The sequence below is a fragment of the Enterococcus sp. UD-01 genome (assembly GCF_044909655.1).
Classification (GTDB): domain Bacteria; phylum Bacillota; class Bacilli; order Lactobacillales; family Enterococcaceae; genus Enterococcus_L.
In genome coordinates this window covers 87,990-104,954 of the sequence record NZ_JBIYEU010000013.1, presented here as the reverse complement: position 1 = coordinate 104,954, position 16,965 = coordinate 87,990, and the positions used below count along the sequence as shown (strand labels likewise).

Genomic DNA, 16,965 nt, shown 5'->3' with positions numbered 1-16,965 from the left:
TAATTATGCTTTGCCATTAGAAAAACACCTCCAAATTTATTTTACTAAATTTGAGGTGCTCTTTTTTAATTGTATCTCATTATAGTGTCAGTTCCAATGTCTTAGGCTCTTTTTTTATATTGATTGTAGTACCGCTTTCATAATTCGTTTGCTATACTTAAAATAGATAAAAAAGGAGTGGGTTTATTTGTTAATAGTATTATTGATTTTAGCAGCAGTTAATTTAATTGTCTCATTGATTGCACAAGTAATCGTTAAAAAGCAAAAGAGAGAAAAAATATATTTTATTCTGTCAATTATTCAAGGTGCTGTTGGTGGCGCAATGGTGGGATTACTGGCAATCCTCGTTTTAAAAGGTTATACATTATAGGCGTTACGGCATTCATTATCTTAATAGAGATGACAGCAGTAAAAGTAAGAACTTTTTTCTTATTTTTGCTGTTTTATTTTTGTTTTGAGCTATTTAAGACAGTAAAAAAGAACAGAAGTGGAAAAATAATTGCATATACGCTAACATAGAAAAGAATAGAGGAAAATGTGTTTTTTCGCTTGGCGCGGAAGGGACAGAAAAGGCAGTGAATAAATGAAAAGAAAACTCAAACAGCTGTTTCAATTGATGAAAGAGCATAGTCTATTATTGAAATTAATTTTTCTGGGTTCAGTACTGATTTTCGTTGCGAATCAGATCACGCATATTGTTCAAGGGATGTCTTGGCAGGATGTTTTTCAAACGATGGGTGCGCAAAGTCGGCTTCGGATTCTAGGGATGATTTTAGCAGGAATTTTTGGCGTTTTGCCAATGCTTTTATACGACCGTGTTGTTGTGCGTGTACTGCAAAAGCAGGGGAAGCCTAAGATGCCGTTTTGGGATTGGTTTGTATCGGCTTGGGTAACAAATACGATTAATAATTTAGCTGGCTTTGGCGGCGTGGTTGGAGCGACACTGCGGGCTAGTTTTTATGGGAAGGATGTTCCTAGGAAAAAAGTTGTAGCCACCGTTTCAAAAGTTGCCTTATTTATGATTTCAGGCTTATCAATGCTGGCTTTCGTAGCGTTTGTGGATGTTTTTTTCATTCGACCGGATAGTATTTTTCGAGAGTATTGGGTTTGGCTCCTAGCTGGGAGTCTAATTGCACCGGCGTTATTTTTATTTGCGCAGTTCAAAAAATATACATTGTTTAAGGATTTTTTCCCGCGTGAGATATTTTGGTTGTTTGGCGCTTCATTGGGACAATGGCTGGGCGCTATGTTTGTATTTTTGAGTGTGGGCGCCTTAATGCAGGTTGATGTTTCTTTAGTAGCTGTGTACCCGATGTTTATTATTGCGACATTAATCGGGATGTTGACCATGGTGCCTGGAGGTATGGGAACTTTTGATGTACTGATGATTTTGGGGCTCTCTCAATTGGGTGTAGGGCAATCGAGTGCTGTGGTTTGGCTGATTTATTATCGCTTGTTTTATTATGTGCTGCCGTTTATTACTGGAATTATTCTCTTCATTCATCAGGCAGGCGTTAAAATTAACCGCTTCTTCGATAATTTGCCACGTTTGTTTTCGCAAAAGGCTGCGCATTTTATTTTAGTAACCGCTCTTTATTTTGCGGGAATTATGATGGTTTTATTGTCTACAATTACTAATTTATCGAATGTGAGTCGGTTATTTGAGCTACTTCTGCCTTTTTCAATTAATTTTTTAGACCAAACCTTAAATATGCTTATTGGTTTTTTATTGCTTGGACTTGCTCGAGGAATTTCTATGAAGGTACGCAAAGCATATTGGCCGACGATTGGGTTATTGATTTTCGGAATTATCAATACGATTTCCAGAACGGCTTCCTGGCAGTTAATCTTAGCTTATTTAGTGATACTTTCCGCCGTATTTTTAGCACGTAAGGAATTTTATCGGGAAAAATTTGTTTATTCTTGGGGCGCATTAGCTTTTGATGGTGGCTTGTTCAGTCTTTTGTTCATTATTTATGCAATTGCGGGCTATTATAGTTCACATCCGGAAAAAAACGGACCGCTGCCGCACATGTTTTTACTATTTCCTTCCGATGATGTGTGGTTTTCAGGATTGCTTGGTTTGGGGATTTCTATGATTGGATTAATTACACTTTATCATTATTTAGCTGAGACAAACAAACGATTAGGTGAAAGCTATCAAGAGGAACGTTTAAACGCATTATTGGCAAAATACGGCGGCACAGAAGGCAGTCATTTTCTGCATTTGAAAAATTATGGCTATTATTACTATCAGGAGAATGGCGAGGATCAGGTGTTATTCGGCTATCAAATAAGAGCCAATAAATGCTTCTTACTAGCTGATCCCATAGGAAATCCGGAGAAGTGGATGCAGGCGACTTTGGCCTTTATGGATGAGGGGGATTTGCTTGGCTATCAGCTTGTATTTTATCGAGTCAGCGAACGATACATTTTAATTTTGCATGATTTAGGTTATAATTTTATGAAAATTGGTGAAGAGGGCTTGATTGATTTTACACAGACAACTTCAGCTTTACTGGCTTCTGATCAAATGGAGCTAAAGCATTTAAGCAATCAGGGCTATTATTTCACTATGTATCATGAGCCTGTATCGTCTGAGCTGTATCAGGAATTAGTACGTGTTTCTGAGGAGTGGCTGAAAAATCAGCGGGAGCGCAACTTTATTAGCGGACACTTTGACCGTAAATATTTAGACCAAAGCGATGTGGGTATTTTTCGTAATGCTCAACATGAAGTGTTGGGCTTTATCACGGCTAAACCAATCACCGCAGGCAAGGAGATTTCTTATGATCTTTTACGTTTTACAGAAGCTGCGCCAGAACAGACAACCGATTTTTTATTGAGCCACTTTATTGCTGAATACCATCATTTGGGCTATACATTGATGGATATTGGCACTGCGCCTTTGGCAAATGTGGGTGAAACGAAATATTCCTTTTTGAAAGAGCGTTTGATTAACATTTTTTATCAGTATGGGGATCGAGCGTATAATTTTAAACATACACGGATTGCTAAGGAAATGTATGTTACCCATTGGGAAGCCCGCTATTTTGCGTATTACAAGCAAAGCAGTGTGCTGTTTGCCTTTATTCAAATGGCGCTCCTAATTGAATATGGTAAAAGGCAGGCCGTTTCTTTAGTAGAAGAAGTCATGTATACTATTTAAAAACACTTAAATGGGAGGAAAAGGATGACAATTGAAAGAGTAACTGTAAACAGTAAAGCAGCGCTAATGGCGGAACTGGACAAAAAGACGGATGAAATCGTGATTGTTGGTGATTTTACTAAAAAAATTGCAGAAATCAAAAAGGGCCAGCTAAATGAAAGTGAAAATCTAGGCTACTTGGTTGGTGCTGAAAGTGATGTTTTTGAATATGCGATCAGCAGACTCTTAGATATGTTTGATCCTGCACCGAAAGAAGATAAGAAAATTTATCAGCAAATAACACGTTTATATACGATTAAACAACAGACAGATAAATCGTTTCTTTTACATTTGAAGCAGTTGGATTATTAAGCAAAGAAGAGCGAAACAAAACTAAAAATGGTTTTGTCTCGCTCTTTTCTTATGGATAAACGGTATCCAAAAGTCATGCTCTTCGGTAATTTCATAAAATCCGCCAATGCGAAAAGCACATTGGTCGTTTTTTATTCCAATTACTCGAGCCTGAACAACTTTTGGTTCAACCTAGGATAAACGGTGTCCAAAAGTCAGGTTCTTCGGCAATTTCATAAAAGCTGCCAATGCGAAAAGCGCATTTGTCATCTTTTACTCCAATTGCTCGAGCCTGAACGACTTTTGGGCAACTTCTTTTTTAAGGTCGTTTGCGTTTACGTGGTCGTGATTGTTTCACTACCTTTAGATCCGGACGTTCGATGAAGCGAACGAAAATGATGAACCCGCCGATACAAACGATGAACAACACAACTCCTGCTACAAAGCCTTCCGGTAGGTAAGTGAAGGTAATCGTGTGTTCGCCTTTTTTGACAGGAATGCTGACAAAGGCTTTTTTAAAGGCTTTAACTGGTACCTTTTTACCATCCACATAAGCTTTCCAGCCTTTATCATAAGGAATAGTTGTCAAAAGTACTTGGTCTTTTTCAGCAGTGACGCTGCCGGTTGCCTTCCGACCTTTCACGTGTAAATCTGCCCCTTTTTCTTGAATAGCAGTAACGGAGCGTTCAAATGCTTGGGTATCCATACCGACAACTTTAGGAGCTATAAAGCTAACTGCCGCTGTTCCGTAAAAGCTTGCTGTAAAGTTTACCGTAGTTTGTTTATCGTAATAGCCAAGGTTGTAATATTGGCCTGTAATGCTAATTTGTGATTTTTGACTTGTTCCGTTTACTGAAATAGTGGCACTAGAGCTTTCTAGCTGACCGAAATCCGTCGGGAATAGACTTAGATAAGCTTGAGTATGCGCTGGCACAGTAACCGTCCAGGTAATATCTTTTGCTACATTGTTTTGCAGCTCCCGATAGGTTACTGAGGTCCCAGTGTCTTCAATTTCGACATTATTTTTAGCGATAATAGTTGGTTGGTAGAATTTAAAATAGTTTTCTTGTTGTCCCGCTAAAGCATTGAATAATTCGGTTTGACTGCTTAGATTATCGTTGGCCGGCTGCTTGACACTATAAATATCGGGATCGGCTAAAAAGCCTAACGGTAAAGCGTAACTATTTTCGTATAATGAGTACTTACCAGCCTTTTCAGTTGGGAAAAACCCGAACTTCAACGGATCATTTTCAGAAATATTGTACTTGATGCCAACAAGTGAATCCATTAAAAGTGTGTTATTCGGATAGCGAATATTTAATGCTGTTCCTCGCGATCTAAAGCCAAGATCATTCAAATACGCGGATGAATGACGGTTTCTGATAGAAGAAAACAAGCTGATGCCGCTATAGCCGTAATTGATACTATCGTTGGAAGACACCGGGTTTAAGTTTTCTAAACGATAAAAGGTGTCGTTGTCTTCTTTGGTTTTATCCACCAGTTTTTTCAAGTCAGGGTATGGCTCACTGTAAAGACTACGGGAAGCGTAATTCCAATCCTCCAGAATCCCATTCAGCATTAGATTTGTATTGATAAATGCTTCAGCGGAAACTAGCAGCAGCAGTAAAACAAGCAGATAATGCATTGGTACCTTTTTCAGCTGATAAAAGATGATCGCCGTGAGATAGAGAACTAAAAAGACGACAGTCAAGATAAAAGCGGAAAGAGGCGCAAAGGTATAAGCATCTGCTTTTTTAGTTCCTTCTGCAAGAGCAAAAACAGCTACCAGCATAATTGTTGAGCCTACTAACAAACCGAGGTCGTCTATCTTGAATTTTTCAAAACCATAGCCTGCCAGTAATACGACCAGAAAAGAAAATAAGAAGCTATAACGGAATAAAAACATATTTGGCGCATGCATGCCGTGCCAGAATAAATTCAATGGCGTAATGTAAAAGCTGGCAATTAAAATGACAAATAAGCTTCCGTATAAAAGCTTGTTTTTTAAGGGGATCTCTCTGGTAACAAAATAGAAGAGACAGAAAATCAGTGGCAATAAACCAACATAAATGAAGGGAATTGATCCGTATTTCGTGGTATCGTAAACCCCAATCATATTTTTAATTACAATATCCCAAAAGGCCGTTGCTTCAGTTTTAAACTGAGTAATTTCAGAAAGTGTTTCACCATTAGCACGTAAATCAAGCACAGCAGGTAAAACTAAAATCATTGATGCACCGCCGGCAAGCAGGGATGTAATGCCGTAAGGAAGAATTTTTTTCTTGTATCGCTGCCAATTAGTCAATGTTCGGGCGACAAAATACAAGACAGAAAAGACGCCGATCATAAAGCCCATGTAAAAGTTGGAAATAAATAATAATAAATAGCTGACGAATAAAAGCTTAGGTTTCTTTAAATCCATTAAACGATGAATGCCTAGAATAACTAAAGGTAAATAAGTAAAGGCATCCAGCCACATGATAATTTCTGAATGTGCAGTGGCAAAGGACATTAACGCATAAGGAACACTAAGCATAACATGTCCCCATTTAGGGATTTTGTAGGTATTTCTGGCGAATACCCAAAAAGATAAGCCAGCTGCACCTATTTTGAGCAGCGTGATGACATACAACGCATCCGGAATGTTCTGATTATTAAAGAACAGCACCAATGGAGTAAAAAGTCCGCCTAAATAATAGGAAATAAGCGAAAGATAGTTTAATCCCAGCGAAGCATTCCAAGTATAAAAAATACTTTGCTTGCCATGCAGCACATTATTAAAGCTGGCATGAAAATTGGAAAACTGGGAAAAGGCATCACTAGCCATCACACTGCGGCTGCTGCCCGGGTAAATGCCCAAACTCAAATAAACAATGACCATTACCAAAAATGGAATAAAAAAGCTGGCAGCCATATACCGCCAATTTTCTTTTGTAAATGCACGAATTCTCTTCTTCATATATAAACCTCACCACGTAATCAATATATCTATAGTTTAGCATATCCCTTGAAAAATTGATTGTCGGAAAGAAAAAATTAAAGAAATTCAAAAGAAGAGGTTAATTTTACTGAAAATCACTCATTAAAAAATCAATAACTAAAAAAATCAAGCTGGAAAAAACTTTGGTGCTTTCTTTTAGCTGAACGGGCGAAAAGGAGACACGCGCAATATCCGTCAGCCAATTACCGTCAATATTAGTGAAGCCGACAATAGGTGTTTCTTTCATCTGCGGCACCGCACACCATTTTTTCAGCTGGTCGTTTTCACCGGAACCGGAAAAACAAATGAGTAGATCTTCTTTAGTCAAATTTTCCATAATGAGATTGGTCAGATCCGAGAAGGGCTCATTCAGCAGAATAAATGATTCTTTTCCCTTTTTCATTAAACAATATTGAAAATATTCAGCCTGTACTTTTTGACTGTAGCCAGTGTAGAGGATGAATATTTTTTTACTAGTTTTCAAAAGTGTGTAAAATTCGCTAAAATCTTGTTTATTCAAGCGTGTGGTTACCTTATGCAAAAAGATGGAAAGGAGCTCTGAGCCTTGAGTATCCTGCAGGCTTGATTCATCCCAATCAATAGAAAATTTAAATTCTGAAAAGGTTTTAAAGCCTAATTTTTCGATGGTGCGCCAAACAGTGGAGTTTGAACTATAGGTGTTTGAACTGATGTCATTCAGTGTTAAATTGATAATTTCATGTTTGTTTTGAATAAAATAAGTACAGATCTTTTTTTCTGTTAAAGATAAATACGTTTCTTTTTGTTTAATTAGATTTTCAAGCTTCATAGTTTTGATAACCCTTTCAATCTGTTGTTACGCTTACTATAGCATGTGAAAAGGGATTAGGATAGTAGGTACAAGAATGCCAAATTTCCTTTATTTAGGAAAAATTTTCAAAATATTTAGCTTTTATGGTAAACGCTTTCTTTGGATAGTATTATTTGTAAAACAGGCCTGTTTTGTAATGACTATCGAAAGGTGATGAAAATGAATATTAGTACTTTTGAAAACCGGTTAGCGGTGATTGGAGATAAGATCTCCCAGCAACGATTTTTATCCACGATTAAAGATGCATTTATGATTTCGCTGCCGCTGACTTTTATCGGCTCTATCTCGCTTTTATTATCAAATCCGCCAATTATGGACGATGCAGCGCCATTTTTACTGCGTATAAGGGAATTCCTTGTTTCCTTGTCATTTTTAAATTTGCCTTATCAGTTTACGACTGGCATTTATGGGTTGTGGATTGCGCTGCTTGCGGCTTATTTTCATGCGAAAAAGTTTGAGTTAAATACAGTGACTTCGATGTTTATCAGCGGTGTATCATTTTTAAGCATTTCAGCAGTTCCGAAGGAAGGCAGCATTCCGATGGACGGCATCGGCTCAAAAGGGATTTTTTCAGCGATGATTGTTGGAATTGCCTGTGTAGAATTGTATAAATTTCTATTGGATAAAAACATTCGCATAAAAATGCCGGACACCGTGCCGCCGATGGTTGGTGCATCATTTGATTCGATTATTGCGTTCTTTATTGCATTGTTTATGGTTATCTCTATCAATCAATTGCTGCTGTTTGCGGTGGGCATGAATTTGACCAATAGCATTTTTGCGATTTTCCGACCATTGGTTTCTAGTTCGGATACCTTAGCTGCAGTAATTATTTCTGTTTTGATTACACGGCTGTTATGGTTCTTTGGCATTCATGGCGGAGCTGTAACCGGCGCTGTGATGACACCATTTCTATTATCTAATCTAGTAGAAAATCAAGCCGCGTATGCAGCAGGAAAGGCGCTGCCGCATGTATTGACGCAAACTGTTTTTCAAGGCAGCTTTTGGGGACAAAGCTTTCTGCCTGCAGCCATCGTCATGATTTTCTTTTGTAAATCCGACCATTTAAAGGCTATTGGGAAGTTAGGCAGTATCCCGGCATTTTGTGGAATTGGCGAGCCGATTAATTTTGGAACGCCCTATATTCTTAATTTTTCGCTGATGATCCCGGGATTACTACAGCCGGTGTTAAATAGTTCGATTGCGTTTCTTTGTATGAAGTATGGACTAATCAATCGAGTCGTTGTTGATCCGCCTTTAGGAACACCGGGGCCTATTGCGGTATTCATCGCTTCGATGGATTGGCGTGCAGTTGTGCTGTGGGTGCTTTTATTGATTGTGAATTGTCTTATTTTACTACCGTTTATGAAAGCTTACGATAAGCAATTATTGATGGAAGAAAGTGGGGAAGCAATTTAATGAAACAGCCGAATATAATCATGTTCTTTTGTGATGAGCTAAGAAAAGACGCTTTAAGCTGCTACTCTCAAGTAAGTCCTGTTATTGATACACCGAATATTGACCGGATTAGTAACCATGGCTTGACGTTTGATGAATGCTACTGCGCTTCACCTGTCTGTGTTCCTTCACGTACAAGTATTATGACAGGCTTGTTGCCGGAAGAAACGGGCGTCTATCACAATGAAGCAATGTTTCCGGATTTTGAAATGGAAAGGCTAGCAACGCTAACCTCTGTTTTAGAACAAAATGACTATTTGACTGTCAACTTTGGAAAAACCCATTTAGCTCATGGCGTACAAGGCTTTATGCTTGATAATCCGGACGGATCGCAGCAATCCTTTACCAAGAAAATTGACCAAGCTATTTCGCCCAAGGGAAAATTTCAGTCTATTATCGGTGGTATTGACGCTTCAAAAGAATATCTTCCTGAACGTGTAACACAAAACGCACTTGCTTGGTTGAAAAATTATTCAGAGGAGCAGCCTTATTTCTTGCGGGTTTCCTATTTACAGCCACATACACCTGTAATCGTCAAAAAAGGTTTTGAAGATCATTATGCTAATGATCCGTTCAAATTAGAGGAGGCAGATAAAGATCAGCTGCAGCTGTTGAGTGCCTTTGAACAGCGTTTTTCAGAAATTATTGAATTAGGTACGCTTTCAGAAGAAAAAATTACTGAAATGCGCAAGTATTACTTCTCATTAGTAGCATGGATTGATCAACAAATCGGCCTGATTATGAACTATTTAGAGGAAAATGATCAGCTGGAAAACACGATTATTGTTTTTAGTTCGGATCATGGGGCTAATAAAGGGGAGCATGGCTGGCTGGGTAAGCAGATTTTTCATGCTCATTCCCATGCAATTCCTTTAATTATTAGCTATCCCGAAAAAATCAAAAAAGGAAGTCGTACCAATCATCTTACAAATACGATTGACTTTGCACCAATATTGTTTAATTTAGCAAATATCGCTGAAATTCCCGCTCAATTTAAAGGAATCAATACTATTGAAGAGGATCAGGAATACATCTACTCGTCGATTGGTTTTGGACAAACTGCAAGTCGCGCTTTTCCTTTAAAGGGCTACGGCACTTACACTAATGACAGCGGCTGGCCAAGAAGAGCCTGTATTCGTACAAAAAATTATCGATTAGATATGAACTGCTTAATTGATGGGCGCAAACCTGTTGACGAAGCGCAAGAGGATATGTTTTTTGTGGATTGTAAAAAATGTCCTCAAGAAAACCGTAATATGAAGGATGATAAAGAATATCATGAAGTGGTTGCTACACTGAAGCAAAAGCTTTCCGAGCATCTGAATTCTATGAAAACAAGTGATCCGCAAATGTTGGCAAAAATTTATACACAATTACAGAAGAAACAGTAAAAAAATAGCTCAAAAACAATGAAAAATTCTGCTTGTTTTTGAGCTATTTTAATCGGATTGTGGATAATTTTTTTAAGAGTTATCCACAATCTTGTTCATATTTAGAGCCAGTGGGTAATTTTATCATAGCCACGTCCCACATCAGATAAGGCATGAGTATCAGATCCATAAATAAAGGGAATCTGTAATGCACCAGCTTTTTGTGTTATCCACAGCTGGGGATAACTCTGTTGATAACCCTGTTTATAAAATCCGGCAGTGTTCAAATCAAGACTATACTGCTTTTCTTTTACTCGGGTTAAAAGCTCAGTAACCAAGGCTTGGTTTTTTGCAGAATAAGCGGTCGGTTCATCGAAAAAACGTTCAAATTTTTGGCATAAGGAAATATGTCCAAGTCGGGTCGGCTTCCATGGGCCCAGATCTGCTTCTAAAGAGCGTAAAACCGTTTGATAATAAAGGGTTTGCGCCTGTTCAAAGCTACCTAAATAATCTGTCACGCCTGTCTTATATTCCTCAAAAGAATAGTCGATTCCCCGTAATCCGTCCCGTCCTTCCAGAAAGTGAACCGATAAAACACCATCATCTGTTTGCGGACCATATTCAGCTAAAAAATCAGTGGTCCAAGCTTCAAAATCAGCAAAATAATCCAATTCAAAGCCGATGTGGATAACAATCTCGGAGGCATATTTTTTTCGTAAAACATTCATCCGTTTGAAATAGTTATCCACATCATTTAAAGCCATGGAAGCAGTTGACCAAATTTCTGAATCTCCAGCCGCTTTTGTATCTATAGCCGGCGGTAAAGGGGCATGCTCTGTAATACTGTATTCCTTAAATCCCAGAGCGATCGCCTGACGAATTAATTGTTCCGTATCCTCCACGTCACTATGAGGACAAAATTCTGTGTGTGTATGACCGTCACGTTTCATGTCGCTTCCTCCTAAACACTTTTTTAAAGGGCTTATTTGCGGTACTGACCTTCACCGTAGACGATATATTTAGTTGACGTCAATTCAGGTAAGCCCATTGGTCCTCTGGCATGTAGTTTTTGCGTGCTGATGCCAATTTCGGCACCAAAGCCAAAAGCAAAGCCATCGGTAAAACGGGTGGAAGCATTCGCGTAAACTGCTGCTGCGTTTACTTGTTTTAAAAATTGCTGCGTAGCAAAATAATTATCACTGACGATACTTTCAGAATGCTTTGTATTATACCGGTTAATATGCTGAATGGCTTCGTCTAATGAATCCACAACCTTTACTGCTAGAATATAATCGAGAAATTCAGTCGCCCAATCTTCTTCCGTTGCGGGAATAGAATGTTCAAATATCGCCGCTGCTGTTTCATCTGCACGTAATTCTACATTGTACTCATTCAAAGCTTTTTCAATGACTGGTAAAAATGCTGCTGCAACTTCCCGATGGATTAGCAGAGTTTCCGCAGAATTGCACACAGAAGGACGCTGGCATTTCGCGTTAACGATAATATTGGTGGCCATCTCTAATTGGGCATCCTTGTCGATATAAACGTGACAGTTGCCAGTGCCCGTTTCAATCACAGGAACGGTCGCTGTCGTTAATACCGTTTTAATTAGATTCGCTCCGCCGCGTGGAATTAAAACATCTAAATAGTCATTTAATTTCATCAGCTGTTGGGCGGTTTCGCGTGATGTATCAGCAACGAACTGGATTGCAAAAGGTGAAATATTTTTTTGTTGTAGCGCTTGTTGTAAAACAGAAACAAGTGCCTGATTAGAATGAAAGGCTTCTTTGCCGCCGCGTAAAATCACAGCATTGCCTGTTTTAAAGCACAGGCTGGCTGCATCCGTAGTGACATTTGGGCGTGACTCATAAATGATGCCGATAACGCCTAGCGGTACACGCTGTTTACCGATCAGTAGTCCGTCTTCATTTTTCCACATTTTTTCTACTTCACCGATTGGGTCAGGCAAAGCCGCTACTTGGCGAATACCTTCCGCCATATCCTTGATTCGTTCTTCGGTTAAACGTAAACGATCAAGCATCGTGTCAGTAATCCCGTTTTCTTTGGCTTGTGCGAGATCTTTTTGGTTGGCTGTCAGGATCTTCTCCATGTTTTTTTCTACTGCCGCTGCCATATGTAGCAAGAGTTCATTTTTGGTTGCTGTCTCCATCAGCTCCAGCTCATAGGCTGTTTCTTTTGCTTGTTTGCCTAATTGAATCAAATCTACCATTGAAGTCCCTCCTTAATAATAATCAGGATCAAGCGGCAAAGCGCTCGCTATCCTTTGAATAAAGTTCCAATCATTTCGCCGTTTAAAATATCAAAAATAATCTTCGGTTGCTTGCCATTTGCCAAAATCATTGCTCCGTTGTGCGCCAAAACACGTTCTGCAGCTTTTAGCTTGCTGTACATACCGCCAGTACCAAAACGACTGCCTTTTCCGCCGGCCAGCTGCAGTAGTTCCTCATTAATTTCGTTAATTTCAGTAAAAAGCTGCGCATTTTTATTCGTATTGGGATTATCTGAAAAGAAACCGTCGATATCAGACAACATAATTAATGCATCAGCTTGAATCAGCTGGGTAACAACCGCTGATAATTGATCGTTATCGCCAAACTTTGTCAGGTGATCCAATTCGTCAACCGCTACTGTGTCATTTTCATTAATGACGGGAATAATGTTCATTTTTAACAGTTGCTCCATCGTGTTGGTAACATTTTTGCGGCTTTCAGGATATTCGATCACATCTCTAGTTAGTAGAAGCTGCGCAATCTGCTGACTGTAGGTTAGAAAGCGCTGATTGTAAATATTCATTAATTCCGCTTGTCCAACTGCCGCAACCGCTTGTTGTTCAGGGATTGTCGGTGGTCGTTTGTCCAGATTGAGCTTGTTTAAACCAACCCCAATCGCACCGGAAGATACCAGTATAATTTCTTTCCCCTGATTGCTCAGATCAGATAAAGTAAAAGCCAATTGATCAATGGCGCTTAAATTAATATTTCCATTAGGGTAAATTAACGTACTTGTTCCCACTTTGATGACGATACGTTTAGCCGCTTTTAATTGTTTTCGCATAGGGTACCTCACTGCCTTTAATTAGCATGGAAAATCCTGCTGTTCTTTAATTGCAAGAAAGCCTGGACAAAAATGCAGCTTTCGTCCAAGCTTCTTTTCTATTCCATTTTACAGCTTTATTCGTTATTTGTCTTTAAATCATGGACAAATAATCCGCTTAATAATTTAGGTTCAAACCAAGTTGATTTTGGCGGCATGATTTTTCCGGCGTCCGCAACATTCAGTAAATCATCCATAGTCGTTGGATATACCGCAAAAGCAACTGTCCACTTGCCGCTATCTACCAGCTGCTCAAGCTCGTTCATTCCACGAATTCCGCCGACAAAATCAATCCGCTTATCTGTTCGAACGTCTTGAATATCAAAAATATCCGCAAAAACGTATTCTTGAAGTAAGGAAACGTCCAGACCCTTGACTGGATCAGCAGATAATATGGTTTCTTTGGCTGTTAACTGGTACCATTGTCCCGCTAGATACATGCCAAAGCTTTTCGGTTGAGTCGGTTTTCCCAGCTCCGTTTTCTTAAGAGTGAAATTTTTTTCCAGCTGCTCAAAGAAATCTTCTTTGATTGTAACTTTCAATACACGATTATAATCCAAAATTTCCAGTTCTTCTTTTGGAAAAATAACGGATAAGAAATAATTAAATTCAGCGGTGGCATCTGCTTCTGGATGAGCGGCCTTTTTCTTTTGACCAACTTTGACCGCTGATTCCGTCCGATGATGACCGTCAGCAATATAAAGAGCCGGTACATGCTGGGCGAAATTATCCACCAGCTGTTCAATGACTTGCGCATTATCTATCAGCCAAACCCGGTGAGTGACCTCATGAAAACCGGTAAAGTCATAGACTGGCTGCTGTGTATTTTTCCACTGATCCATCACTTGTTGAATCGTTTCGTTGCGACGATAAGTCAAAAAGATGGGGCTGGTATTGGCATCGCAGGATTCGATATGTCGGATGCGGTCGACTTCTTTTTCCGGCCGCGTGAATTCATGCTTTTTGATTTTTCCTTCGGTGTAATCGGTAATGGACGTACAAGTAACCAGACCGGTCTGAGCGCGTCCGTTCATTGTTAACTCATATAAATATAAAAGTGGTTGGTTGTCTTGAATCAACCATTGCTTTTGTAAAAAATCCTGTAAATTGCTGGCCGCTTTAGCATAGACTTGATCGTCATAGGGCGAAAGACTTTCCGGCAAATCAATTTCCGCCTTGTCGATGTGCAGGTAAGAATAGGGATTGTTTTCGCCTAATTCTCTAGCTTCGGCAGAGCTGAGGACGTCGTAAGGCAAGGTCGCGATTTGAGCGCTAAATTCCTGTGCGGGACGAATGCCTTTAAATGGATGAATTTCGACCATCAGTAGCTCACCGCCTCGGTATTTTTAATTGTACGAACACGGATGATATTGTCTGCGGCTTGAATTTTTTCTGCAGCCGCCGCTATTTTTGCTTCATCCGTTTCAGTAATATCTACGATGGTATACGCATATTCGTCACGGCTGCGGTTAATCATGTTGTCGATGTTAATATCTAGATTGGCGATTCCGGTAGAAATCTGACCTAACATATTCGGCACATTGCGATGAATAATGGTAAAACGAAACGGTGAATTAAATGACATCTCAACGGTCGGAAAATTAACGGAGCGTTTGATATTGCCGGTTTCCAGAAATTTCTTTAGCGTCCGTGCCGCCATTTTAGCACAATTGACTTCGGCTTCTTCAGTTGAAGCACCTAGATGTGGCAGCACTAAAATATTGTCATTATTCAGTAAACGCTCGTCAGCAAAGTCAGTCACAAAATTACTAATTTCGCCTTGGGCAATTGCTTCAATAACTGCTTCCGTTTCAACCAGTTCACCGCGGGCAAAATTAAGCAAAACAGCAGAGTTCTTCATTTGAGCCAGTTGCTCTTTGCCGATTAGATGATGCGTATTTTCAGATAAAGGTACATGGATAGTGATAAAATCGCAGGTTTTCAGCACCTCATCCATACTTTGGGCACGCTTCACTCGACGGGAAATGCTCCATGCAGTATCCACGGAAACAAAGGGATCAAAGCCTGTCACTTCCATGCCGAGACGATAAGCATCATTAGCCACCATGGCGCCAATTGCACCCAATCCGATGACACCCAGCTTTTTTCCTTCTAATTCAGTTCCGGCAAACTGTTTCTTTTGTGCCTCTGCTTGTTCTTCAGCATCTGGACCGGTTAGTGTTTGAACCCAATTGGCTCCTTTTAAAATAGGTCGAACAGATAAGAGCAGACAAGCGATGACTAGCTCTTTCACCGCATTGGCATTGGCGCCGGGCGTGTTAAACACAACAATGCCCTCTTCAGTGCATTGTTTGACCGGCACATTATTCGTTCCGGCACCTGCACGAGCTACTGCTAGAACAGAGGCGGGAAAATCATATTCGTGAAGCTTTTGGCTGCGCAGGATGATACCAGCCGGAGTGTCTGTTTGATTAATGGTAAACGATTCTGTATCGAAACGCGCCAGCCCGGCAGGGGCAATGGCGTTAAAGGTTTTAATATCGTACATTTATTTCGCTCCTTTATTTTCTGCTTCAAAGGTTTTCATAAGGGCAACCAACGCTTCAACACCAGCTTCGGGAAAGGCATTGTACAAGCTGGCACGCATGCCGCCCACAGAACGATGTCCTTTTAGGTTTTCAAACCCGGCGGCAAGGGCTTCTTGATTGAATTTTTTGTCCAATGCATCGTCACCCGTGACAAAAGGGATATTATTAATAGAACGATCCTTTTTGTTGACCGGTGAAGAAAATAGTTGAGAAGTATCGATTTCATCGTAAAGCAGAGCGGCTTTGGCTTTATTTTGTTTTTCCATTTGGCTGACGCCGCCTTGCTCTTTGATCCATTCAAAGACTAGTTTGGCCATATAAATACTAAAGGTTGGCGGTGTATTGTACATAGAGCCGTTTTTCGCTTGAATCTCATAATCCAGCATGGCACTAAGAATATCTGATTGTCCAATTAGATCCTCGCGTACAATTACAACAGTTAGACCGGCAGGGCCAATATTTTTTTGCGCACCGGCATAAATCAAACCAAAATCAGCTACATTATAATTAACGGATAGGATATTTGAAGACATATCTGCCACCAGCGGAACATCACCGGTATCAGGTAAGTCATAAATCGTCGTTCCTTCAATTGTGTTGTTTGTCGTAATATGCACATACGCTGCATCTTGCGGAATGTCTTCTTTATGAATTTCAGGGATATAAGTGAAGTTTTGATCCTCGCTTGATGCGATGACTTCCACCGTCACATTATCGAGCTTTTGCGCTTCGCTGATGGCTTTTTTTGACCATGAGCCTGTATTGACGTACAATGCTTTTTTATGTTGCGCTAAATTTAAAGGCACCATTGTAAACTGTAAGCTGGCGCCGCCTTGTAAAAATAGGACTTTATAATTATCGGGAATATTCATTAATTCTCTAAGTAAAGCTTCAGCATCTTGGATGATCTTGTCAAAAAGGGAGGAACGATGACTCAACTCCATCACGGACATACCGCTGTTCTCGTAATTCACCAATTCGGATTGTGCTTTTTCCAAAACACTTTTTGGTAAAACGGCAGGACCAGCTGAAAAATTGTAAATAGTTTTCATACATCTATCTCTCCTTTAAGCTTTTCTGTTCATCCACTAAAAATTGTTAGTAAATGTGAAAACCATTATAACAGAAAGCATATATTAAAAAAA

13 protein-coding genes are annotated in these 16,965 nt (G+C 39.6%); 5 read left to right on the top strand and 8 right to left on the bottom strand.

What is annotated here, in order from left to right; genetic code table 11:
* Positions 1-187: 187 nt before the first annotated feature.
* The 3 genes from ABH902_RS11490 to ABH902_RS11480 all read left to right on the top strand — a co-directional run bounded on the left by ABH902_RS11490 (position 188) and on the right by ABH902_RS11480 (position 3,520).
* Positions 188-370, top strand: coding sequence for a hypothetical protein (locus ABH902_RS11490; protein ID WP_404590858.1), 183 nt, complete (start codon positions 188-190; stop codon positions 368-370).
* Positions 371-583: 213 nt separating this feature from the next.
* On the top strand, positions 584-3,169 hold the full coding sequence (gene mprF, locus ABH902_RS11485) for a bifunctional lysylphosphatidylglycerol flippase/synthetase MprF (protein ID WP_404590857.1): 2,586 nt from the start codon (positions 584-586) through the stop codon (positions 3,167-3,169).
* Between the two features lie 24 nt (positions 3,170-3,193).
* Positions 3,194-3,520 carry a hypothetical protein gene (locus ABH902_RS11480; RefSeq protein WP_404590856.1) on the top strand — a complete coding sequence of 109 codons (327 nt, stop codon included), beginning with the start codon at positions 3,194-3,196 and terminating at the stop codon, positions 3,518-3,520.
* A 298-nt stretch (positions 3,521-3,818) separates the two neighbouring features.
* Here the strand turns inward: ABH902_RS11480 and ABH902_RS11475 are convergent, their stop codons facing one another.
* Complete coding sequence (locus ABH902_RS11475) at positions 3,819-6,458, bottom strand: YfhO family protein (RefSeq protein WP_404590855.1); 2,640 nt, start codon at positions 6,456-6,458, stop codon at positions 3,819-3,821.
* Positions 6,459-6,564: 106 nt separating this feature from the next.
* The gene (locus tag ABH902_RS11470) at positions 6,565-7,287 is read right to left on the bottom strand and encodes a MurR/RpiR family transcriptional regulator (RefSeq protein ID WP_404590854.1); all 723 of its coding nucleotides are present in this window, start codon (positions 7,285-7,287) and stop codon (positions 6,565-6,567) included.
* 201 nt (positions 7,288-7,488) lie between these two features.
* Between ABH902_RS11470 and ABH902_RS11465 the strand changes: the two genes are divergently transcribed.
* Together ABH902_RS11465 and ABH902_RS11460 are read left to right on the top strand one after the other, a co-directional pair.
* Complete coding sequence (locus ABH902_RS11465) at positions 7,489-8,748, top strand: PTS sugar transporter subunit IIC (protein ID WP_404590853.1); 1,260 nt, start codon at positions 7,489-7,491, stop codon at positions 8,746-8,748.
* Entirely contained in the window at positions 8,748-10,178 is a 1,431-nt protein-coding gene (locus tag ABH902_RS11460) for a sulfatase (RefSeq protein ID WP_404590852.1), read from the top strand. The genes ABH902_RS11465 and ABH902_RS11460 overlap by 1 nt, the downstream gene beginning before the upstream one ends.
* A gap of 101 nt (positions 10,179-10,279) precedes the next feature.
* Here the strand turns inward: ABH902_RS11460 and hisJ are convergent, their stop codons facing one another.
* The 6 genes from hisJ to serC form a co-directional block, all read right to left on the bottom strand.
* Positions 10,280-11,107 carry a histidinol-phosphatase HisJ gene (hisJ, locus tag ABH902_RS11455; protein ID WP_404590851.1) on the bottom strand — a complete coding sequence of 276 codons (828 nt, stop codon included), beginning with the start codon at positions 11,105-11,107 and terminating at the stop codon, positions 10,280-10,282.
* A gap of 32 nt (positions 11,108-11,139) precedes the next feature.
* The gene (locus ABH902_RS11450; protein WP_404590850.1) at positions 11,140-12,387 is read right to left on the bottom strand and encodes a glutamate-5-semialdehyde dehydrogenase; all 1,248 of its coding nucleotides are present in this window, start codon (positions 12,385-12,387) and stop codon (positions 11,140-11,142) included.
* A gap of 47 nt (positions 12,388-12,434) precedes the next feature.
* On the bottom strand, positions 12,435-13,232 hold the full coding sequence (proB, locus tag ABH902_RS11445) for a glutamate 5-kinase (RefSeq protein WP_404590849.1): 798 nt from the start codon (positions 13,230-13,232) through the stop codon (positions 12,435-12,437).
* A 116-nt stretch (positions 13,233-13,348) separates the two neighbouring features.
* Complete coding sequence (locus ABH902_RS11440) at positions 13,349-14,593, bottom strand: DUF1015 domain-containing protein (protein WP_404590848.1); 1,245 nt, start codon at positions 14,591-14,593, stop codon at positions 13,349-13,351.
* Complete coding sequence (locus ABH902_RS11435; protein ID WP_404590847.1) at positions 14,593-15,780, bottom strand: 3-phosphoglycerate dehydrogenase family protein; 1,188 nt, start codon at positions 15,778-15,780, stop codon at positions 14,593-14,595. Before ABH902_RS11435 ends, ABH902_RS11440 begins: the two co-directional genes overlap by 1 nt.
* The gene (gene serC / locus ABH902_RS11430; protein ID WP_404590846.1) at positions 15,781-16,872 is read right to left on the bottom strand and encodes a 3-phosphoserine/phosphohydroxythreonine transaminase; all 1,092 of its coding nucleotides are present in this window, start codon (positions 16,870-16,872) and stop codon (positions 15,781-15,783) included.
* Between the last annotated feature and the right edge of the window lie 93 nt (positions 16,873-16,965).